This is a genomic window from Kutzneria sp. NPDC052558 (genome assembly GCF_044547355.1).
In the GTDB taxonomy this organism is placed as follows: domain Bacteria; phylum Actinomycetota; class Actinomycetes; order Mycobacteriales; family Pseudonocardiaceae; genus Kutzneria.
In genome coordinates, this window is record NZ_JBIUAG010000036.1 from 1 (window position 1) to 16,018 (window position 16,018).

The window sequence follows — 16,018 nt, forward strand, 5'->3', positions numbered from 1 at the left end:
CGGCAGGGCGTGGCAGGCGATGCACAACGGCGCGGCCACCACCAGCATGATCGTGACCACCGCCCGCACCACATACGTCACCAACAGCCCGACCAGCAGCACCACCGCCGCCAGCGCCAGCAACACGGTGAACGCCAGGTTCGGGGTCACCGTGGCCTGTAGGAGCAGCAGGTTGGCCAGCGCGCCGGTGGCCTGGGCCGGGTCGATGTCCTGGCCTAGCACCGCCCGGCTCAACGCGTTGGCCAGCACGATCGCCTGATCCGCGGCCCACAGCGACATCGCCGAGCCGCAGAACGCCAGCAGCAGCCGGGGCAGGATCTCCTTGAGCCCGGCCCGGGTCTGCACGCTCTGATGCGCCATGACCAGGATGCCGCCGAGCAGGACCAGCACCGCGTAGCCGGCCAGCACCAACTGCCAGGAGTTCGCCCACAGCGGTCCGACCTGCGGCAGCGCCTCCAGCGGCGGCGTGGACAGCAGGCTCTGCCCGAGCAGGTCCAGCAGCGGGTGCAGCGCGGAGGTGACGATGCCGGCGAACCACGAGTTGATCGCCTTCGCGGCGCAGCCGCCGAAGTCGCTGAACCAGTCGCCGACACCGCACCCGTCCTCGCCACCGCCACTCGTGCTGGGCGGGGTGGTCGGCGGTGTGGTGGTCGGGGTGGGCAGGCAGTCCAGGCCGGAGCAGGACGACGAGGGCGGGGCCGTGGTGGTCGCGGTCGGGATGCCGGGCTGCGTCGGCGCGACCGTGGCCGAGGGCGGGGAGCACGCGGGCAGCGGCACCGAGGTCGGGCAGCTGTCCGCAGGCGGCCCGGTCGGGATCGGGACCGGCGGGGCCGGGTCCGCGACGGCGGTCGCGACCGCTGCTCCGGTCAGGACCGCGGACAGGCCCAGGGCGAGGCCGGCGGTCACCCAGCGTCGCCGCCCGGGGGTGTGTCGCGGGGGTCGGGTCGGCATCGGTCAGGCCCCGACGAACCCGCGGAGGATTTCCACGATCACCGGGGCGAGCGCGGCCAGCAGGTAGCCCTTGCCGGCGTTCTTCATCGCCTGCTTGGCCTTCTCGACCTCGCCGGGCTCGCCGCTGCCGGCCAGGTAGCGCACGGCGCCGAACAGCAGGGCGACGGTCGCCAGCAACAGCAGCAGGCCGGTCAACCACACCTGGATGTTGGTCAGGACATCGTTGATCTTCCCGACCAACGCGACCACCTCGACGGTCGCCGCGTCGGCCCGCCCGGCCGGCGCGAGCAACACCGCCAGGCCGCCGCTGACGATCGCCGCGGCACGTCGCCAGGGCTTCGGACTCACCGGCCCACCGGCCTTGGCTTTGTCGAGGCGAGAATGCTCGCGAATGTGGGTCAGGCGCATGGGGGCACCTCCGAAGTCCGGGAATCACGGGCCGTTGTTCCGCATTCCTGAACTCCCGGACCCGCCGCTTTTTTGGACTTCGACCCCGGCGACTTCTTGAACCTGTTCGGCGCGCCGTCGAACAAGTGGCCGGCGAGCCGGTCCTCGGCCCGGCTGCGGGCCTTGTAGGTGCCCCACAGGTTCGCGTCGTGCTCCCGCGCCCACGTGCCGAGCGGGACCTTGTCCAGCCGGGTCGCCCCGATCAGCTCGGCCTCGGCGCCGGTCAGGACGCCGTCGGTGATCGCGTCGACCAGCAGCATGTCCGGGTTGCCCGGCGGCACCTGCGGCTCGTCCGGCAGCGTCGACGGGTCCACGGGGACCGGCCCGTTCAGCGCGGCCATCACCTCCTGGTGGCCGGCGCGGTAGGCCGCCCACCGCAGCCGGAGCATGATCCGCGGCCGGTCCAGGTCGACCTGTGCCAGCGCCGCGAGGAACCCGGCCAGCACCTCGGCGTGGACATCGCCCGGATCCCCCGCGAACCGGGCGGTCAACGCTGCGGCGATCGCGGTCAACCCCGGCAACGCGACACCGGCCGCGCCGATCGTCCAGGACGAGTCGCCCTCCCTCGACGCCCGCACGAGATGCGCCCACACCTCGTCACGGGTGGCCTGCGGGCAGGAGCGGGCCAGCAGCCGGTCCCGGACCTCGTCCAGCGGCAGCGACCGGTCGGGCAGGCCGGCGAACTGGCTCCCGTCCAGAGCTAGCGGGCGCGGTCCGGCGACCAGCATCGTGAACGCGTCACGGACGACGTCGAGCGAGTTCCGGAATTCATGACTGTGCGAGCGGGGCGTCATTGTCGCCTCCTGGATCGGCGCGAGCGAGAACGCCATCCAGTGCGCGACAACGCCTACTAGAAAAATGCTGGCCCACTACTGGGATCCGGCGACCTAGCAATAGCCAACTACTAGTTCGAGACCGTAAGGCCCACCCTTCACCCGCTCGACCATGATCACCCAAATGGGCCCGGACCTGCGAAAACAGTGGGGACCTAGTAGCGCCCTAGCACGGCCGACACGGACCTGGGCGCCAAGACCAGCGGCACCAGAAAATTCTCGACCGAATCCTGCGGTCCAAGGTGGGACCCGAATCGGGAGTTCAGGGGTGTCAGAGGCTCTGAACTCCCGATCCCGGAGGCGACCACCGATGCCCACGGAATCCCTCGTCAAGCAGACCAGACCCCCACGCGGGCCACGGTCTCCCCTGGCGCGCCGCTCATTCCGGCGAGCCGGCGGGCCCGACATCGCCCGCTCCATCGGCGCCGGCACGACGGTCTGGCCATGCGGCGAGGACTGGCTGACCGCCGCGGTCGCCAAGACCGTCACCACCTACACCTCCCCCTGCGACCGCGTCCTCCTCCACGACGCCGGCCAGCCGAGCACGACCGTCTCGACCTACCCGCACGTGTCGCTGAGCGACACGGCCTGGACGGTCATCCGCCTCGGCCGCGCGGTGATCATCTCCTCCAACACTGAGAGCGCCCGTCTCGCCGCTGCCCCAGATGGCGAGCGCGCCTGCCTCGCATTGGCGGTGGTCCAGCCCGACCGACACGGCATCCCAGACCCGCGCGCCCTCACCACCCAGCTCGCCGGCAACGGGATCCTCGCGGTCATCACCCACGCCGAGGAAATCGACGGCCATCTCCGCGACCGGACCGTCGACATCATTCGCGCCGCACGGTCCGCTGGATTCCGCTACCACGACCACATCATTCTCCTGCGCGATTCCGGCACTCGCTATTTCGACTTGCTGGTCTTCACGGCGGGACCCGCCGATGCCTGAGCCGACCGTTCCGTTCCAGGGCGCGGTCTGGCGCAGCGGCGAGGTCCCGTTCAGCGACCAGTTCGACACCGTCTACGGCCCGCACGTCCAGGCCGACCGGATGGCGATGCCACCGGCCGTGGCCGCGCACGCCCTGACCCGCTACACCCGGCGCGGGGACCTCGTGCTCGACCCCGACTGCGGCGCCGGCACCACCCTGGCCGAGGCCCTGCGCGCTGGCCGGCACGCCGTCGGCGCGACCGCCAACCGCCGCTGGTGGGAGATCGCCCGCGCCAGCGTCACCGCCGCCAAACGCGCCGGCGCCATCGGCGACGGCACCGTCCTCGCCGGCTGCCCCAGCGTGCTGGCCGGTCCCGCCGGCGTTGGGCTGATCGGGCGGGCCACCCTGGTGCTGACCACGATCCGTAGCCACCCCGGGCCCGACTGGCGACCCACAACCGCTGTGGACAACCTCGCCGACACCCTCTCCCACTGCCTGCCCCTGCTCCGCCCCGGCGGCCACCTCGTGATCACCGCCCGACCCCGCCACGTCGCCGGCGAACTGATCGACCTGCCCGGCCTCATCCTCGCCGCCGGCCGCGTCGCGGGACTACGCCCGGCCCACCGCCGGGCGGCCCTGATCGCCCGTACCACGCCCAAACGGATCACCCCGGACTCCCGGACCCGGCGCGGCCGGCGGCCGGCAGCGCCGGTCATGCGCGTGGCCCACCAGGACGTCGTCGTCCTCCGCGCTCCCGACCTACCGGCCGCCGTGGCCGTGCCGCTCCCTGATCGCTTGCTCGCCGCCCAAGCGAACCTGGAGACCGAGTTGTTCGCGAGGGCCGCATGACCACCCACCTTCGCGTTCCCGCCTCGGCGGGGCCGGTCATCGGATCGGTGTGCACCGGCTTCGGCGGGCTGGACCTCGGCGTGCTCGCCGCCCTGGGCGGCGGCCGCGTCGTCTGGTGCGCCGACCCCGACCCCCACGTCACCGAGATCCTGGCCGCCCGCATGCCCGACGTCCCCAACCTCGGCGACATCCGCACCGTCGACTGGAAGGTCGTCGAACCGATCGACGTCCTCACGGCGGGCTTCCCCTGCCAGGACATCTCCGCCGCCGGCCGGCGCGCCGGCATCGAGAACGGAGCGCGCAGTGGCCTGTGGACCGACATCGTGGCCGCCGTTCGCCTACTACGACCCGCGCTGCTCGTCGTGGAGAACGTCGCCGCGCTTCGCTGGCGCAACGGAGGTCTCCACCGTGTACTCGGCGACCTGGCCGCCACAGGGTATGACGCGCTCTGGCGTAGCCTGCGCGCCTCCGACGTCGGCTGCGCGCACCGCCGCGAACGCGTGTTCCTGCTCGCCTGGAACCACACCCTCCTCACCCGACCCGCTGCTGCCGACACCGACCGCGCACGACGGAACCTCCAACGGCTCCGGCGCGCCACGCCGCCAGGGCAGCCAGTCCCTTGTGGACCAACTCCGACTCCTGCCCACACCGACCGCGACGAGCCCCAACGACCGGGAGAGCACCGACCGTTGGCTGGCCCGCCGGGACCAGCAACGAGCCCGCGGGATCAACGGCAACGGCATGGGGATGCCGCTGTCGATCGCGGTACGCCTGCTGCCGACACCAACCGCCTCGGACGCCAAGAACTGCACCCACGCCGGACAGAACGGCGGCCCCTCGCTCCCGCACGAGGTCCTGCTGCTGCCCACTCCCCGGGCCTCGGACACCGGCACCAGCGGCCGCAAAGCCGGCCCCGGATTCCGGCCACCGCTGTCGCAGCAAGTGCTTCCCCTCGTCGCCCAGGACACCCTTCTCCCGACGCCGCGAACGACCGACGGGACGAAGGGCTGCCCGGCGCAACGGGGCTCCAAGGGCGACCTGATGCTGCCCTCCGCGGTGGTCAGCGTCCTGACGACGAGCAGCCCATCGGCGTCGTCGACTGGGGCCCGTACACACAGGCGATCCGCCGCTGGGAAGACATCCTCGGCCAGCCGACCCCGCACCCGACCGAAACCGGCCGGCACGGCCGGCCCGTCCTCGCACCCCGGTTCGTCGAACACCTGATGGGCCTACCGCCCGGCTGGGTCACCGACCTCCCCCTACCCCGCACCGCCCAACTCCGCGCACTCGGCAACGGCGTCGTCCCCCACCAAGCCGCCCACGCCACTTCCCTGCTCTTGGCTGACCTAGCCGCCCTGCTCGACCACAACACGGCGGAGTTGCGCACGGCATGACCAGATCATCCGCAAATCAATCGCAACCGCAGCCTGCCGTACCGCCAATGCAGGCGCTGTCGCCACCATGCAGCAGCGTGCCAGGAACTCACGGACCTTGCCACGGAGTCCGGGCGGTTCCTTCGCCGAAACTCCTCGTCGAGCGGAGCGATGACTCGTCGCAGTCCAGCACGAGCGGCGCGGGGTAGCACCAACAGAGCGACTTTGCGCTCGTCACGAGCATCGACCGGCTCGCACCAAGCAAGCCGTTGATTCTACGTAGGACACCGACAGCCGCATTGTTCGGCAAATTCCGATCGTACGGTCTTGACCAGACGCCGCGCTTGAGCGGCACCAATCCCCAGCTGACCCCGTAGAACGTCGGCCGATATCGGCCTCTGGTGGACAGCTCGATGCTTGGCGTCCAACCTTCGGGCGCTGTCCAAGAGTTCGCCTTCTGATCGCCCTCCGGAGGCCCGGACGGTAGGCACAAGCGATTCTTGGCCGGACCGAGCAACGTCGTTCGCATCGACGCCCTGGTCAACAAGTTCACCAGCCCTGAATCCCTGTCGCCCGACTTCGTCACAACGTTCAAAAGAGCGCAATTGTCCAATCACACTAAGAGACCTCAGAAATTCGGGGCCAACCTCAGCCCACCCTATAAGCAGAAGCGGCCCAACAGAATCAAAAGCCGCCAGCCCAAAGTCGCCAGCAATGACAGGGTCTGCCACATTGAGCGCCAAGGTGACCGCGCTAGCAAAAATCAGCAGTTTCCGAGGTGAACGTAGCGCCTCCCCGGAGGCGCCACTCAGTGCGAGATAACGAATACCCAGCAACAACCCAAGAATAGAGAGATCGACCGCCGGAGCTACGAGTGGCGCAACCCAGAGCGAAACCCCCAGACGAAGCGCAAGGGCAAGCACATTCCCGAAGCCGAACAGGAACGTCAGCCCGACGACAGTTGCCGTGATCACAGTGACGGCCCGAACGATGACAGCAGGCCCAGTTGGAGGCTGCCCCACAGGGACACCCACTCCGACGCCCATCACGACGCCACCGTCAACAGGGTCCGCTGGTGGAGGACGTGTGCCCAGTGGGCAACTCCCCCCTCGGACACACTTACTATTCACCCGTCTCATCGGCTGAATACTCACATCGGCCGTGTTCGCGGCCAGGTCGTAGCAAACTTGCAGGTCAACGGCCTCGTACAGGTTCGCCAGGCTCTCCGGCTTCACTCCCGACAGAGCCGCACCAACATCACCAAGCGAATCGATCATCGCCCAGATCTCGGCATCGCTAACCGTGTTCGGCGCTCGGGTGTTCTCCAATTCCGCTTTCGCCGCCGCGCGTTCCGCCTGAGCCTCGTTGATCGCTTCTACCAGCGCCGCCGGCTCGACTCCAGCAGCGATCGCCGCTTGGAACTTCCGGAGCCTCGCCTCAGCGTCGGCAAGTCGTTTCTTCGCCCAATCACCGCTGGTCGGGATGCCGCCCGCTTGCGAGGCCACGAGCGCCGCCACGGTCCGGCCAACGTTCTTGCTGTCGAACAACCCGCCGAGCCACTTGTTGACCGCCTCCTGAATCGGATCCTCGCGGAGGTAGACCGCGGGCGGATGCGTCGCCAGAACAGGTGAACCTGGCGCCAGTGTCCTCGCCGGGCACCGGTAGTACATCGCGTGCGCCCGAGGACTCGCCTCCATCTTCCGCGAACACACAGCGCATCGAATCCGACCCCTGAACAGGTAAGCCCGCTTCGTCGCCCGCCCGCTCCGCTCGGTCTTCCGAGCCGTCCTCAACCCACCGGCTCCCTTCGACCACCGCAACAACTGCGCCTCCGTGAAATCCTCCACTGACACGATCGTCGGGTGCGCCGGCCGACGAGACCGCACGACCCGATCGGGGCTGGATCGCCGGAATCGGACTACGTGTCCAGCCGCCACGTCGTCCGGGTCGAGCAGCGTCTCTTGCTTGGTCCAACGCCCGAAAACGGCATACCCCGTATAGCGCGGGTTCTCCAGAACGGCGCGCACCGTACTGCCTTGCCAGCCGTCCGCCAACCGGTGCCGGTTCTGATCCGGCCGCCGCGCCGAAGGACACAGAATCCCGTCCCGGTTCAGTCCGTTCGCGATCGCCCGATCACCTCGACCGTCCAGGTACTCCGCGAAGATTCTCCGCACGATCTCCGCCGAAGCGTCGTCCACCGCCAGCAACCGAAGGCGATACCCCTCAGCCGCCTTACGCGGGTTCGGATGTGGACCACCATCCACGACGACATACCCGTAGGGTGCTCGGCCGCCCTGGTGCCTGCCTTCGTTGACCACCTGCGCATCCATCGCCGCTCGCACGCGAGCTTGGACGTGCTGCCGCTCCGACTCGCTCATGCCGCCGAGCACGCTCATCAGCATCTTGTGCGAGGGGTTCCGCGGGTCGTACTTCCCACCCAGCTCCGGCACCCATAGCTCCACGCCATGTGCCGCAAACCTCGGCGCAATCAACGAGAACTGGTTTCCGAACCAGCACCGCGTCCCTTCCCCCACGACAACGGCGTTCCAGCCTCGGTATGGGTCCTTCAGCGCCGACAGCAGCCGTGACGCCTCCTCCCTCCGTTCCCACGGCACCGACCGCGACTGTCCGATGTCGAAGTACTCGGCCGTCACCGATCCGCCCATCGGCTCGACGAACTTCCACGCGTTGCCCACCTGCCAGCCGTGCGAGGTCTCCGGATCCTGGTTGTCCTCCGTCGAGCACCGGCCGTAGAACGCCACCGACCCGATGCCGTCGTCCACCGCGTCTACGACCTCGACGCCCATCAGCTCGTCCAGCGTCGCCCACGGGTCGCTGTTGATTTCAACAGTCACTCCGACCCCCTCCCTGAGGTCCGTCCAGGACCTCGACCTCGGTCAGCTCGACCAGTATGGCAAGCAGTATCCGGCTCACCTGCCTGGTCAGGATAGGTAGTTGATCCGGTACGCGGACAACGATCTCCTCCTCGCCCTCGCTCATGACTGCTCGCCAGCAGAGCCGATTTCATCAGCTACAAGCCGCTCAGCAGCCGCTTTGATCTCCGCCGTCAGGTAGCCGCGCACCCGCCGCATCCCACCTTCGGACGGCACGTACTGCCGGGTCGGCCGACATCCCAGCTCGCCCATCTCCCGTCCGAACGCCGTCGGCTCAACGTCCAGCGCCTCGACCAACTCGGCAGTAGGAACGAACTCCCGCTCGTCCAACTCGTCGCCGAGCAGCTGCACCACCGACGCCAACGGCTCTGGCAACTCGACCGACGCCTGCACCGGCTGACCGGCGCCGAGGGCCTTCACCACGGCCGCCGAGTCGATCGCCCGCCGCTCGTCGTCGCCGACCGCGTGGCCGGCGAGCGTCCCGGCCGCCTCCCTCAACGCCCGCCCGCGAGCGCAGATCGCCCGCCACTCCGGGTTCGGCATGTAGTACGTCCGCACGGTCATCGCGAGCACGTCGGCACCGGCGTCCGTCTCGCCGTCCGGCCGCAGGATCCCGACGCCCTTATGACTCGGCAGCAGCGTGGACGCGTCGTACCCCCGTGTGTTCATCTGCTCGCCGAGCACGATGTTGGAGTCCCGCCAGTCCATCACCCGCAGCGCGAACCGCGACCCCAGCACCGCCCGCAGCCTCGACGGGATCGTGTTCGAGTCCGGCCGCTGGGTCGCCAGGATAACGACGATCCCAGCCGCCGGCCCCTTCCGGACCAGGTACGTCAACAGGTCCGCGATGTACTCACCAAGCGTCGTCTTCTTGCCGCCGACCTGCTCCCGCGTCGGGTTCTCCAGAAAGACCTGAACCTCGTCGATGATCACCGCCGTAATCGGCATCCCCAAGCTCAGGTCCCGCGAGATCGCCGGCGTGATCTTCGACTCCGGGCAGATCTCATCATCCAAAGTAGCCATCCGCGCGTACCGCGATTGGACTTCTGCCACCAGTTCCACGAGGTGATCACGCACCGCCTCGGCGTGCACCAGCTCGTCACCGCAGACGAACCGGTAGGCGATCTGTTCGGCCGCCTCCCAGTCCTTGCCACCCTTCCCGTCGAACACGTACAGCCGCGCGTACGCGTCCAGAACCAACCCGGCAGCCGCCAGCCGAGTCGCGAACGTCTTGCCCTGCCGAGGAATCGCACCGACCAAAAGGGACGTCCAAACCAGCGGAAGATCGATCCGACGCTGCCGAGCGTCCCGCCCAAACGGCACCGGCCGCCACGCGTCCCACCACTCGACGTCGACCAGCGGCGTCCGCAGCGGCGGCCCGCTGTACGGATCCTCATCCGCCACCCAGAGGAACACCCTGCCGGCGTGGCCGCCCTTGCCACGAACCCGCTCGAGGATCAACTGCACCTCGTCCACCGCCAACGCCGAAGCGAGCGCGTCGCGGTGCTTGATAACGTCGGTCGCCTTGCGCGTCGCCGGCAGATCCACGGTGATGGCCCACCCATCACCGACCCGGGCCGCTCGCTCGACCAGGCGCAGCGACTCGTCCTTGCCGATCAGCTTCGCGTCCCGAAAGGCCTCGACGAGCACCTGCGGGTCCATCGTCCAAGTGAGCGTCCGCGGCCCGGCAAGCACCGGCTTCCTCCCCGGCGAACCGTCCTTGCGCCGGCCGGTGATCGCCAGCGCCACCGCCGCGGCGCCAGCCGCGCACCACAGAGCCAACTCGCCATAGAGCAGGTAGACCACAACCGGCACAGCCGCCGAAGCCACCACGACGAGACCGGTCACCTTCCACCGGAACAGCGTCAGCGCCCGGATCTCGACGAACTTGTCCGCCAGCTTCTCGGACTGCTCCGCCGCCTCGCGGTAGTCGTGAACGCGCACCCACCGCCGCCAGCCACGAACAGCCAGCACCACGCCCCGTACGACCGACGAAGCAAACCGGAACGGCGAGCGCAGCACCCACACAGCCGCATCCCGGCCCGCCCGCTCGGCAGCCTTACGAGACTTGAGCGGCACCGGCACACGCCGTGAACGCATCCACCAGTTCATGAACCGGTGCTGCGCCGGCTGTCGAGACACCGGCACGTCGTCGCCGACCAACTCGCCCTCGAACACCGGATCGGCCGGCACTGGCAGCCTCTCCCCAGCACTCATGACTCAGCCCTCAGCGCCGCAGCCAGCCGAGGCGACAACCCGCGCGAGCACCCCCGTGACCTCGCGGATCCACGCCGGAGTCACTTCGACCTCTGCCGTCCGCGCTGCCCTCGCGATCGCAAGGTAGTCCGCGAACGACGTCCGCCGCGCCTGTGAACGCTCCGGCTCTACCGGCGTACTCGTGAACGCCAGGCCGAGCTTGTCCCGCATCTCGGTCACTGCCTCGGCAGCGACGAACACCACCAACGGCGGTACTGAGTGCAGCACAACCAGAGCCGGCGAGCCGAGCGCGAACGCGCTCCAGGTGTTCATGACGTACGTGGCGCCGAGCGTGAACCACTTCGCGGCACGGACCCAGCCACCCATCCGGATTCCCCGACGAGCGGCCATCTGCTCGGCACGCAGGATGGCCAGCAGCACCAGCGACACCATCGGGTCGAGCAGCCAGGCTGCGAACCACGCCAGCGACCACAAAGGCGAACCTGCGGCCGCGAACTGCTGAACGTTGGTCATCGTGAACGCCAGTCCGAGCAGAATCCCAGCCCAGCAAAGGCGATCGACATCCTTCACCGCCGACCACCGCCCCGGCGACGTGGCTCGGACGTGGTCACCGTCAAGGCCCGCGTCAGCGTGTGCGCAGCGAACAGCGCCGGAAATCCCAACGTCGCGAGCGTCAACCAACTACCGCCGCTGTAAGTGATCACGATCCACTGCACAACCACGATCAGCGCCGCCGTGAACAGCACCCGTCCGACGAGCGAGACCAGTCGCGCCCCATTGCGCGCAGCCTCAGCCGCAGCCTTGGCTCGTCGAGAGCCCGCGCGCCACACGAGCACCAGGACCAGGAGGACACCGATACCGGCCATGATCTGGGTCGGCGTCATGTTGAGCGTCATCGGGAACCTCCCTCAGCACGCTCGCCCCGCTGACGCCAGTGCCAGTACAGCGCCCGCCGGTCGTCCTCTGTCAGGGCGCCCCAGACACCCACCGTGTGTTCGCCGGCCGTTCGTAGTTCAAGCTCCAGGCACTCGTCCTGGACCGGGCAGCCAGCGCACAGCCGCGCCGCCAGTGCCCGATCGGTCAGGTGCTCCTCGTTCCGATCCGGCTCGTCCTCGACGGCCGCGTACATGCAGGTGCCCTCGCGCCGCACGATCTCGTCGAGCACGTCGTCCGGCACCCACCGCAGCTGGTCAAGCTGCCAGGCGATCACGATCAACCAGCGGTCATCCGTCAAGAGGCACCTCCGGACGGGTCACCGAGCAGCCGAGCCACGACCGTCGCCGGAACGACGAGCCGGCCGCGACGCCGGACGGTCCGCAGGTTGCCGAGTCGGACGGCGCGCGATGCGGTCGAGGGGTCGATGCCGAGGAGCCACGAGGCCTCTCGGACGGAGTAGTAGCTCTGCTTGGGCATGGAAGTGCGCATGAGAAATGTCCTTCGGGCTAGAAAGTTTGATGGTTTCAACAGTATGTTGTTGAAATCAGCGCATATCAGCGCGCGTTTCACTAACCGCCGCCGTGTCATGCAGCCGATCGACGTGAAGCCGCTAATCTCGGCGCTGAGGCGGAGCGCGGAGGAATGGGTGTCTGAGGATTGGGCGGCAGTCGCCAAGGCCATCAACGAGCGCGTGAATGAGCTCGGATGGCGTCAGCGGGAGCTCGCGGAGCGGTCGCACGTCTCGCAGGCGATCGTCCGCGAGGTGCAGCACCACACCGTCGAGCGGCGCCGCAGCCCGCGGACGCTGGAGTCGCTGTCGACGACCCTCGGCTGGCATCCCAAGCACCTGGATGCCGTGCTGCACGGCCAAAGGCCACCCGAGGCAGACGAGCCCGTCGCGGACGCCGGCGACACCCTGTGGTCCCGGCTCGACGCCCTCGAACAGCGCCTGGCCGAGATCACCGACCGCCTCGACGGCATCGAGTCCGGCATCTCGACCGTCATCGACCATGTTCGCCCGGATCACTAGGACCGGTCCGTTGGTTTCCGTGTTTCGCATGCCAACAATTCCACTGCGAATCCATCGGGGGAACCATGCGTAAGCGATGCGGAACCGGCGCAGAAGCAGTGCGGAACACGATTCTGGGGGCGCTTGGCCGATGGATCCGATGAGCTGGACCGGCGAGACCGCATGCGCGCTCCAAGCCGCGTTACAAATGAGCAATGAGGCGTTCGCCGGTCATCTCAAGATCGGCGTCCGCACCGTCGCGGACTGGCACAAGAAGCCCAGCACCAAGCCCCAGACGGGGATGCAGCAGCTCCTCGACAGTGCCCTGGAGAAGGCATCACCAGCAGCTCGCGCCCGGTTCGACCAGCTCACAACGGGGCGAAGCGCCGGCCCTGCGACCGATGCCGAACAGCGGCTTGCCGACGATCCGAACGTCGGCGCCGCGCTCAACTGGCTCGATCACCATGCGGGTTGGGACCCGGGTACCGCGCGCCGTCGAGTCGCGACAGTCTTGCCCCAGCTCGACCTACAAGCGCTGAGCGACAACGCCAGGCGGCGTAGCCTGGTCGACCAACGACACATCGCCGACGCGCTCGCCGAGTACTACGGTCCCCGGCTTCAGCCGCATGGCCGGTATACCGCCACGTACGGCGGGGCCGGCGATGCCGTCACGAGCGTGTTGACCTGCACAGATTGGCTGGACCTTGCTTGCCCGCTCGTCGCGAGCAATGACCGTCTGTCGGTAGCCCCCATACCCGCGGACATCGACGTAGCACTGGACGAAGAAGCCGCCGAGCTCGCCGTCCGGCGGCTGGCCGCTTCCCTGGCGGCTGGGATTCGTCTCATCGACACGCCGCTGTACCGGCTGCTCGGCATCGATGTCCGCAAGGGCCAGATAGCCGGCTCAGTCGGCACCACGAACTTCGTCGGGTACGCGGTCACCATGGACCTGCTTGAGGCCGAACTGACCGACGCGATCGCCGCCGGCCGCCCGCCCCGCCCCGGCTCACTTCCGCTACGCGACAGATACCTGCCCAGCTTCGCGTCGTCATCGACGTGTCCAGCCGCCTCTGTTCAGGCGGAGCACTTGCTCTCACCGCAATTGCCCGCCCAGCAAGTCCATACCGCGGTGAGGCCGACTACGTCCTGCTTGTTCAGGAACGCTCGGGCCGCGTGCTCAACGCCGCTCACCGCCTGGCCGTCATCCCCAAGGGCTTCCACGAGCCGATGACGGATGTCCGGGCCGACGCCCAGATCGGCGCCACGCTTCGGCGGGAGATGGAAGAGGAGCTGTTCGGCCGCGACGACATCGACAGCACCGTCACCGACTGGCTCCGAGCCGACCCCATGCATCCGAGCCGTCTTTCGGAGCCGATGCGCTGGCTGATGGACGAGCCCGGCCGTCTCCGGATGGAGTGCACCGGGTTCGGCCTGAACATGGTGAGCGGCAACTTCGAGTTCGCCAGCCTCATCGTGATCGAGGACGAAGATTTCTGGACGCGCTTCGGCGGCCAAATCGAGGCGAATTGGGAATCAGCCAGCCTGCGCCAATACTCCAGCCTTGACCCCCAACTGCTGACCGAGCTGATTGGCGATGTAGCCTGGAGTAACGAAGGGCTCTTCGCACTACTGCAAGGCCTCCGGCGGCTTTCGCAGATCGGCGGGGACCGCGCGAACCTGCCCGCGATCGACTGGAAGGTGCAGTAGTGGCCCCCACCTGGTACCACGGCAACGCCGCCGATGACGGGCAGGACAACCGCGGGTGGATCCTCGGCCACTTCATGGACCCGTCAACCGGCGTCCGCTCGACAAAGGACGTCGAAGTCAAGTGGGGAATCCACCCCGCCGGCGACAAGCGCCCCGAGTGGACTTCCGACGACCAGCGCACCACGCTTCTCCTGTTGGTCGAGGGCCGCTTCAAGCTCGACCTCACCGAAGGCAGCATCGTCCTTGAGCGTCAGGGCGACTACGTGACCTGGGGTCCGGGCATCGATCACTCATGGGAAGCCCTCACCGACGCCGTCGTCATCACCGTCCGCTGGCCGTCAGCTCCATAGACGGCACGTTCACGCGGTCGCCGCCGAGCTGCGCCAAGCGCCGGAGCCCTTCGCAGAACGCGAACAACCCCTCATTGCTCCAGCTCTCCTCCGAGATCAGCTCGCCGTGCAGTTCGCGGTCGAGGCTGGAGTACACCCGGAGTCCCGTCGACTCCCAGTTGGCTTCGATGTGCCCGCCGTACCGCGCCCAGAACTCGTCATCTTCGATGACGATGAGGCTCGCGAACTCGTAGTTGCCGCTCACGAGGTTCAGCCCGAACCCCGTGCACTCCATGCGCAGACGGCCAGGCTGCTCCAGCAGCCACCGCATCGGCTCCGACGTCCGCCCCGGATGCATCGGCGCCGCAATCCGCCGGGTCGTGGCGGTGATGTCCACCTCGCCCCGGCCGAACAGCTCCTCCTCCAGCTCCCGCAAGAGGGTCACGCCGATCTGCGCGTCGGCCCGGACGTCGTTCATCGGCTGGTGGAAGCCCTTCGGGATCACCGCCAACCTGCCCGCCGCATTGAGGACGGTCTCAGAACGCTTCTGCACCAAGAGCGCGTAGTCCGCCGGCCCGCGGTACCGGTCCGCCGGCCTCGCGATCGCGCACAGCGCCAACACCCCTCCCGCGCACAGCCTGCCGGACAGGTCCAACACGGACGCGAGGTTCGGCAAGTACCTGCCCCTCAACAGCAACGCCGGCTCCCTCGCGGCAATCGCGTCCACCAACTCGCGCTCAAGCAAGTCCATCGTCAGCGCGTACTCGACGAAGCTCGCCTCGGTCACCGTGCCCGTGATCTTCCCCGTCCGAGCCTCGATATCGACCAGCCGGTATAGCGGCACGTCCGACATCCGCACCCCAGAGCCGGCCACCTCCGCGAGCCGGCGCACCGCCGCGTTCAAGCCGAGGTCATCCATCCGCCGCGGCGGTGGCGGTGCGTCCGGAGCGTAGGTCAGCTGATCGCCCTCGCCCAGCACACACGCGAGGTCCAGCCAGCCTGGTCGTGTCACAATGGTCGTCGCAACTTCCTTTTCACCGCAACGAATGCCGTACATGCCGCACCCCTGCACCGAATCCGAGTAGTACTCGGCAAGCAGGCCTGCCAGCTGCTCCCGCCCGATCTTCCGACGCCCCGCCGAGCGGTCCCCGACCACGCTGCCGTGCACCCTCCGCCCAGCCGTCCCCCGCTTCCAGCCCGCGTACTCGTCGAACCACTCCAAGACCGCAGCGAAGCCCTCTCGGAGCACCGGCACGTCGGCACCGGCCCCGACCGCGGGCGGCGCCAGCAGCTCGTCAACACGCAACTCGAAGATGCTCTCCAACAGCCTCGCCGTCGCCGGCCTCACCGGCCCGAGCGGCTGCCCCTTCGGCCCCCGACCAGCAATGAGCCGTTGCAGATGCCGAACCCCAAGCGTCCCCGGCTCGCCATGCTCGCGAGCGAACGTCTCGGCGTACTCCGCGAACTCCTCCAGCGTCTGGCGCCGTTCCCAGATCCGCTGTTCGAGCACCGTCCGGAAGGTGCGCACCCCAGACCTCCCATCCCCG

At 68.5% G+C, this 16,018-nt stretch carries 15 protein-coding genes and 3 pseudogenes; 7 read left to right on the forward strand and 11 right to left on the reverse strand.

The window, feature by feature from the left end; translation table 11 throughout:
* The 3 genes and pseudogenes from ACIG5F_RS40805 to ACIG5F_RS40815 form a co-directional block, all read right to left on the reverse strand.
* Positions 1–906 (reverse strand): annotated as a pseudogene (locus ACIG5F_RS40805) (hypothetical protein); the annotation flags it as partial.
* A 48-nt stretch (positions 907–954) separates the two neighbouring features.
* Positions 955–1,299, reverse strand: coding sequence for a hypothetical protein (locus tag ACIG5F_RS40810; RefSeq protein ID WP_396525502.1), 345 nt, complete (start codon positions 1,297–1,299; stop codon positions 955–957).
* A 50-nt stretch (positions 1,300–1,349) separates the two neighbouring features.
* A complete protein-coding gene (locus ACIG5F_RS40815; protein WP_396525504.1) occupies positions 1,350–2,192 on the reverse strand; it encodes a hypothetical protein in 843 nt (280 codons plus the stop codon).
* 349 nt (positions 2,193–2,541) lie between these two features.
* Between ACIG5F_RS40815 and ACIG5F_RS40820 the strand changes: the two genes are divergently transcribed.
* Genes ACIG5F_RS40820 through ACIG5F_RS40830 form a run of 3 tightly spaced genes read left to right on the forward strand, consistent with a single transcriptional unit; the run spans position 2,542 to position 5,400 of the window.
* Positions 2,542–3,177 carry a hypothetical protein gene (locus ACIG5F_RS40820; RefSeq protein ID WP_396525505.1) on the forward strand — a complete coding sequence of 212 codons (636 nt, stop codon included), beginning with the start codon at positions 2,542–2,544 and terminating at the stop codon, positions 3,175–3,177.
* The gene (locus ACIG5F_RS40825; protein WP_396525506.1) at positions 3,170–4,006 is read left to right on the forward strand and encodes a DNA methyltransferase; all 837 of its coding nucleotides are present in this window, start codon (positions 3,170–3,172) and stop codon (positions 4,004–4,006) included. Before ACIG5F_RS40820 ends, ACIG5F_RS40825 begins: the two co-directional genes overlap by 8 nt.
* Complete coding sequence (locus ACIG5F_RS40830; protein WP_396525507.1) at positions 4,003–5,400, forward strand: DNA cytosine methyltransferase; 1,398 nt, start codon at positions 4,003–4,005, stop codon at positions 5,398–5,400. Before ACIG5F_RS40825 ends, ACIG5F_RS40830 begins: the two co-directional genes overlap by 4 nt.
* 254 nt (positions 5,401–5,654) lie before the next feature.
* On the opposite strand, the gene ACIG5F_RS40835 is transcribed toward ACIG5F_RS40830, so the two are convergent.
* The 7 genes and pseudogenes from ACIG5F_RS40835 to ACIG5F_RS40865 all read right to left on the reverse strand — a co-directional run bounded on the left by ACIG5F_RS40835 (position 5,655) and on the right by ACIG5F_RS40865 (position 11,915).
* Positions 5,655–6,425 carry a hypothetical protein gene (locus ACIG5F_RS40835; RefSeq protein ID WP_396525583.1) on the reverse strand — a complete coding sequence of 257 codons (771 nt, stop codon included), beginning with the start codon at positions 6,423–6,425 and terminating at the stop codon, positions 5,655–5,657.
* An 834-nt stretch (positions 6,426–7,259) separates the two neighbouring features.
* Positions 7,260–8,186 (reverse strand): annotated as a pseudogene (locus ACIG5F_RS40840) (recombinase family protein); the annotation flags it as partial.
* Between the two features lie 189 nt (positions 8,187–8,375).
* A complete protein-coding gene (locus ACIG5F_RS40845; protein WP_396525509.1) occupies positions 8,376–10,490 on the reverse strand; it encodes a cell division protein FtsK in 2,115 nt (704 codons plus the stop codon).
* Positions 10,487–11,060 (reverse strand): annotated as a pseudogene (locus tag ACIG5F_RS40850) (hypothetical protein). Before ACIG5F_RS40850 ends, ACIG5F_RS40845 begins: the two are co-directional and overlap by 4 nt.
* Positions 11,057–11,386, reverse strand: a complete 330-nt coding sequence (locus ACIG5F_RS40855; RefSeq protein ID WP_396525510.1) for a hypothetical protein — start codon at positions 11,384–11,386, stop codon at positions 11,057–11,059. The pseudogene ACIG5F_RS40850 and the gene ACIG5F_RS40855 overlap by 4 nt, the downstream one beginning before the upstream one ends.
* The gene (locus ACIG5F_RS40860; RefSeq protein WP_396525511.1) at positions 11,383–11,724 is read right to left on the reverse strand and encodes a WhiB family transcriptional regulator; all 342 of its coding nucleotides are present in this window, start codon (positions 11,722–11,724) and stop codon (positions 11,383–11,385) included. The genes ACIG5F_RS40855 and ACIG5F_RS40860 overlap by 4 nt, the downstream gene beginning before the upstream one ends.
* Positions 11,721–11,915: a helix-turn-helix domain-containing protein gene (locus ACIG5F_RS40865; RefSeq protein WP_396525512.1), complete on the reverse strand. Its 195-nt coding sequence runs from the start codon at positions 11,913–11,915 to the stop codon at positions 11,721–11,723. The genes ACIG5F_RS40860 and ACIG5F_RS40865 overlap by 4 nt, the downstream gene beginning before the upstream one ends.
* A gap of 157 nt (positions 11,916–12,072) precedes the next feature.
* Between ACIG5F_RS40865 and ACIG5F_RS40870 the strand changes: the two genes are divergently transcribed.
* The 4 genes from ACIG5F_RS40870 to ACIG5F_RS40885 all read left to right on the forward strand — a co-directional run bounded on the left by ACIG5F_RS40870 (position 12,073) and on the right by ACIG5F_RS40885 (position 14,492).
* On the forward strand, positions 12,073–12,456 hold the full coding sequence (locus ACIG5F_RS40870) for an XRE family transcriptional regulator (protein ID WP_396525513.1): 384 nt from the start codon (positions 12,073–12,075) through the stop codon (positions 12,454–12,456).
* A 130-nt stretch (positions 12,457–12,586) separates the two neighbouring features.
* The gene (locus ACIG5F_RS40875) at positions 12,587–13,666 is read left to right on the forward strand and encodes a hypothetical protein (RefSeq protein WP_396525514.1); all 1,080 of its coding nucleotides are present in this window, start codon (positions 12,587–12,589) and stop codon (positions 13,664–13,666) included.
* The gene (locus ACIG5F_RS40880) at positions 13,609–14,142 is read left to right on the forward strand and encodes a hypothetical protein (protein ID WP_396525515.1); all 534 of its coding nucleotides are present in this window, start codon (positions 13,609–13,611) and stop codon (positions 14,140–14,142) included. Before ACIG5F_RS40875 ends, ACIG5F_RS40880 begins: the two co-directional genes overlap by 58 nt.
* Entirely contained in the window at positions 14,142–14,492 is a 351-nt protein-coding gene (locus ACIG5F_RS40885; protein WP_396525516.1) for a signal peptidase I, read from the forward strand. Before ACIG5F_RS40880 ends, ACIG5F_RS40885 begins: the two co-directional genes overlap by 1 nt.
* Here ACIG5F_RS40885 and ACIG5F_RS40890 read toward each other — a convergent pair.
* On the reverse strand, positions 14,464–15,999 hold the full coding sequence (locus ACIG5F_RS40890) for a transcriptional regulator (RefSeq protein ID WP_396525517.1): 1,536 nt from the start codon (positions 15,997–15,999) through the stop codon (positions 14,464–14,466). The two genes, ACIG5F_RS40885 and ACIG5F_RS40890, sit on opposite strands and share 29 nt — an antisense overlap.
* Positions 16,000–16,018 lie beyond the last annotated feature (19 nt).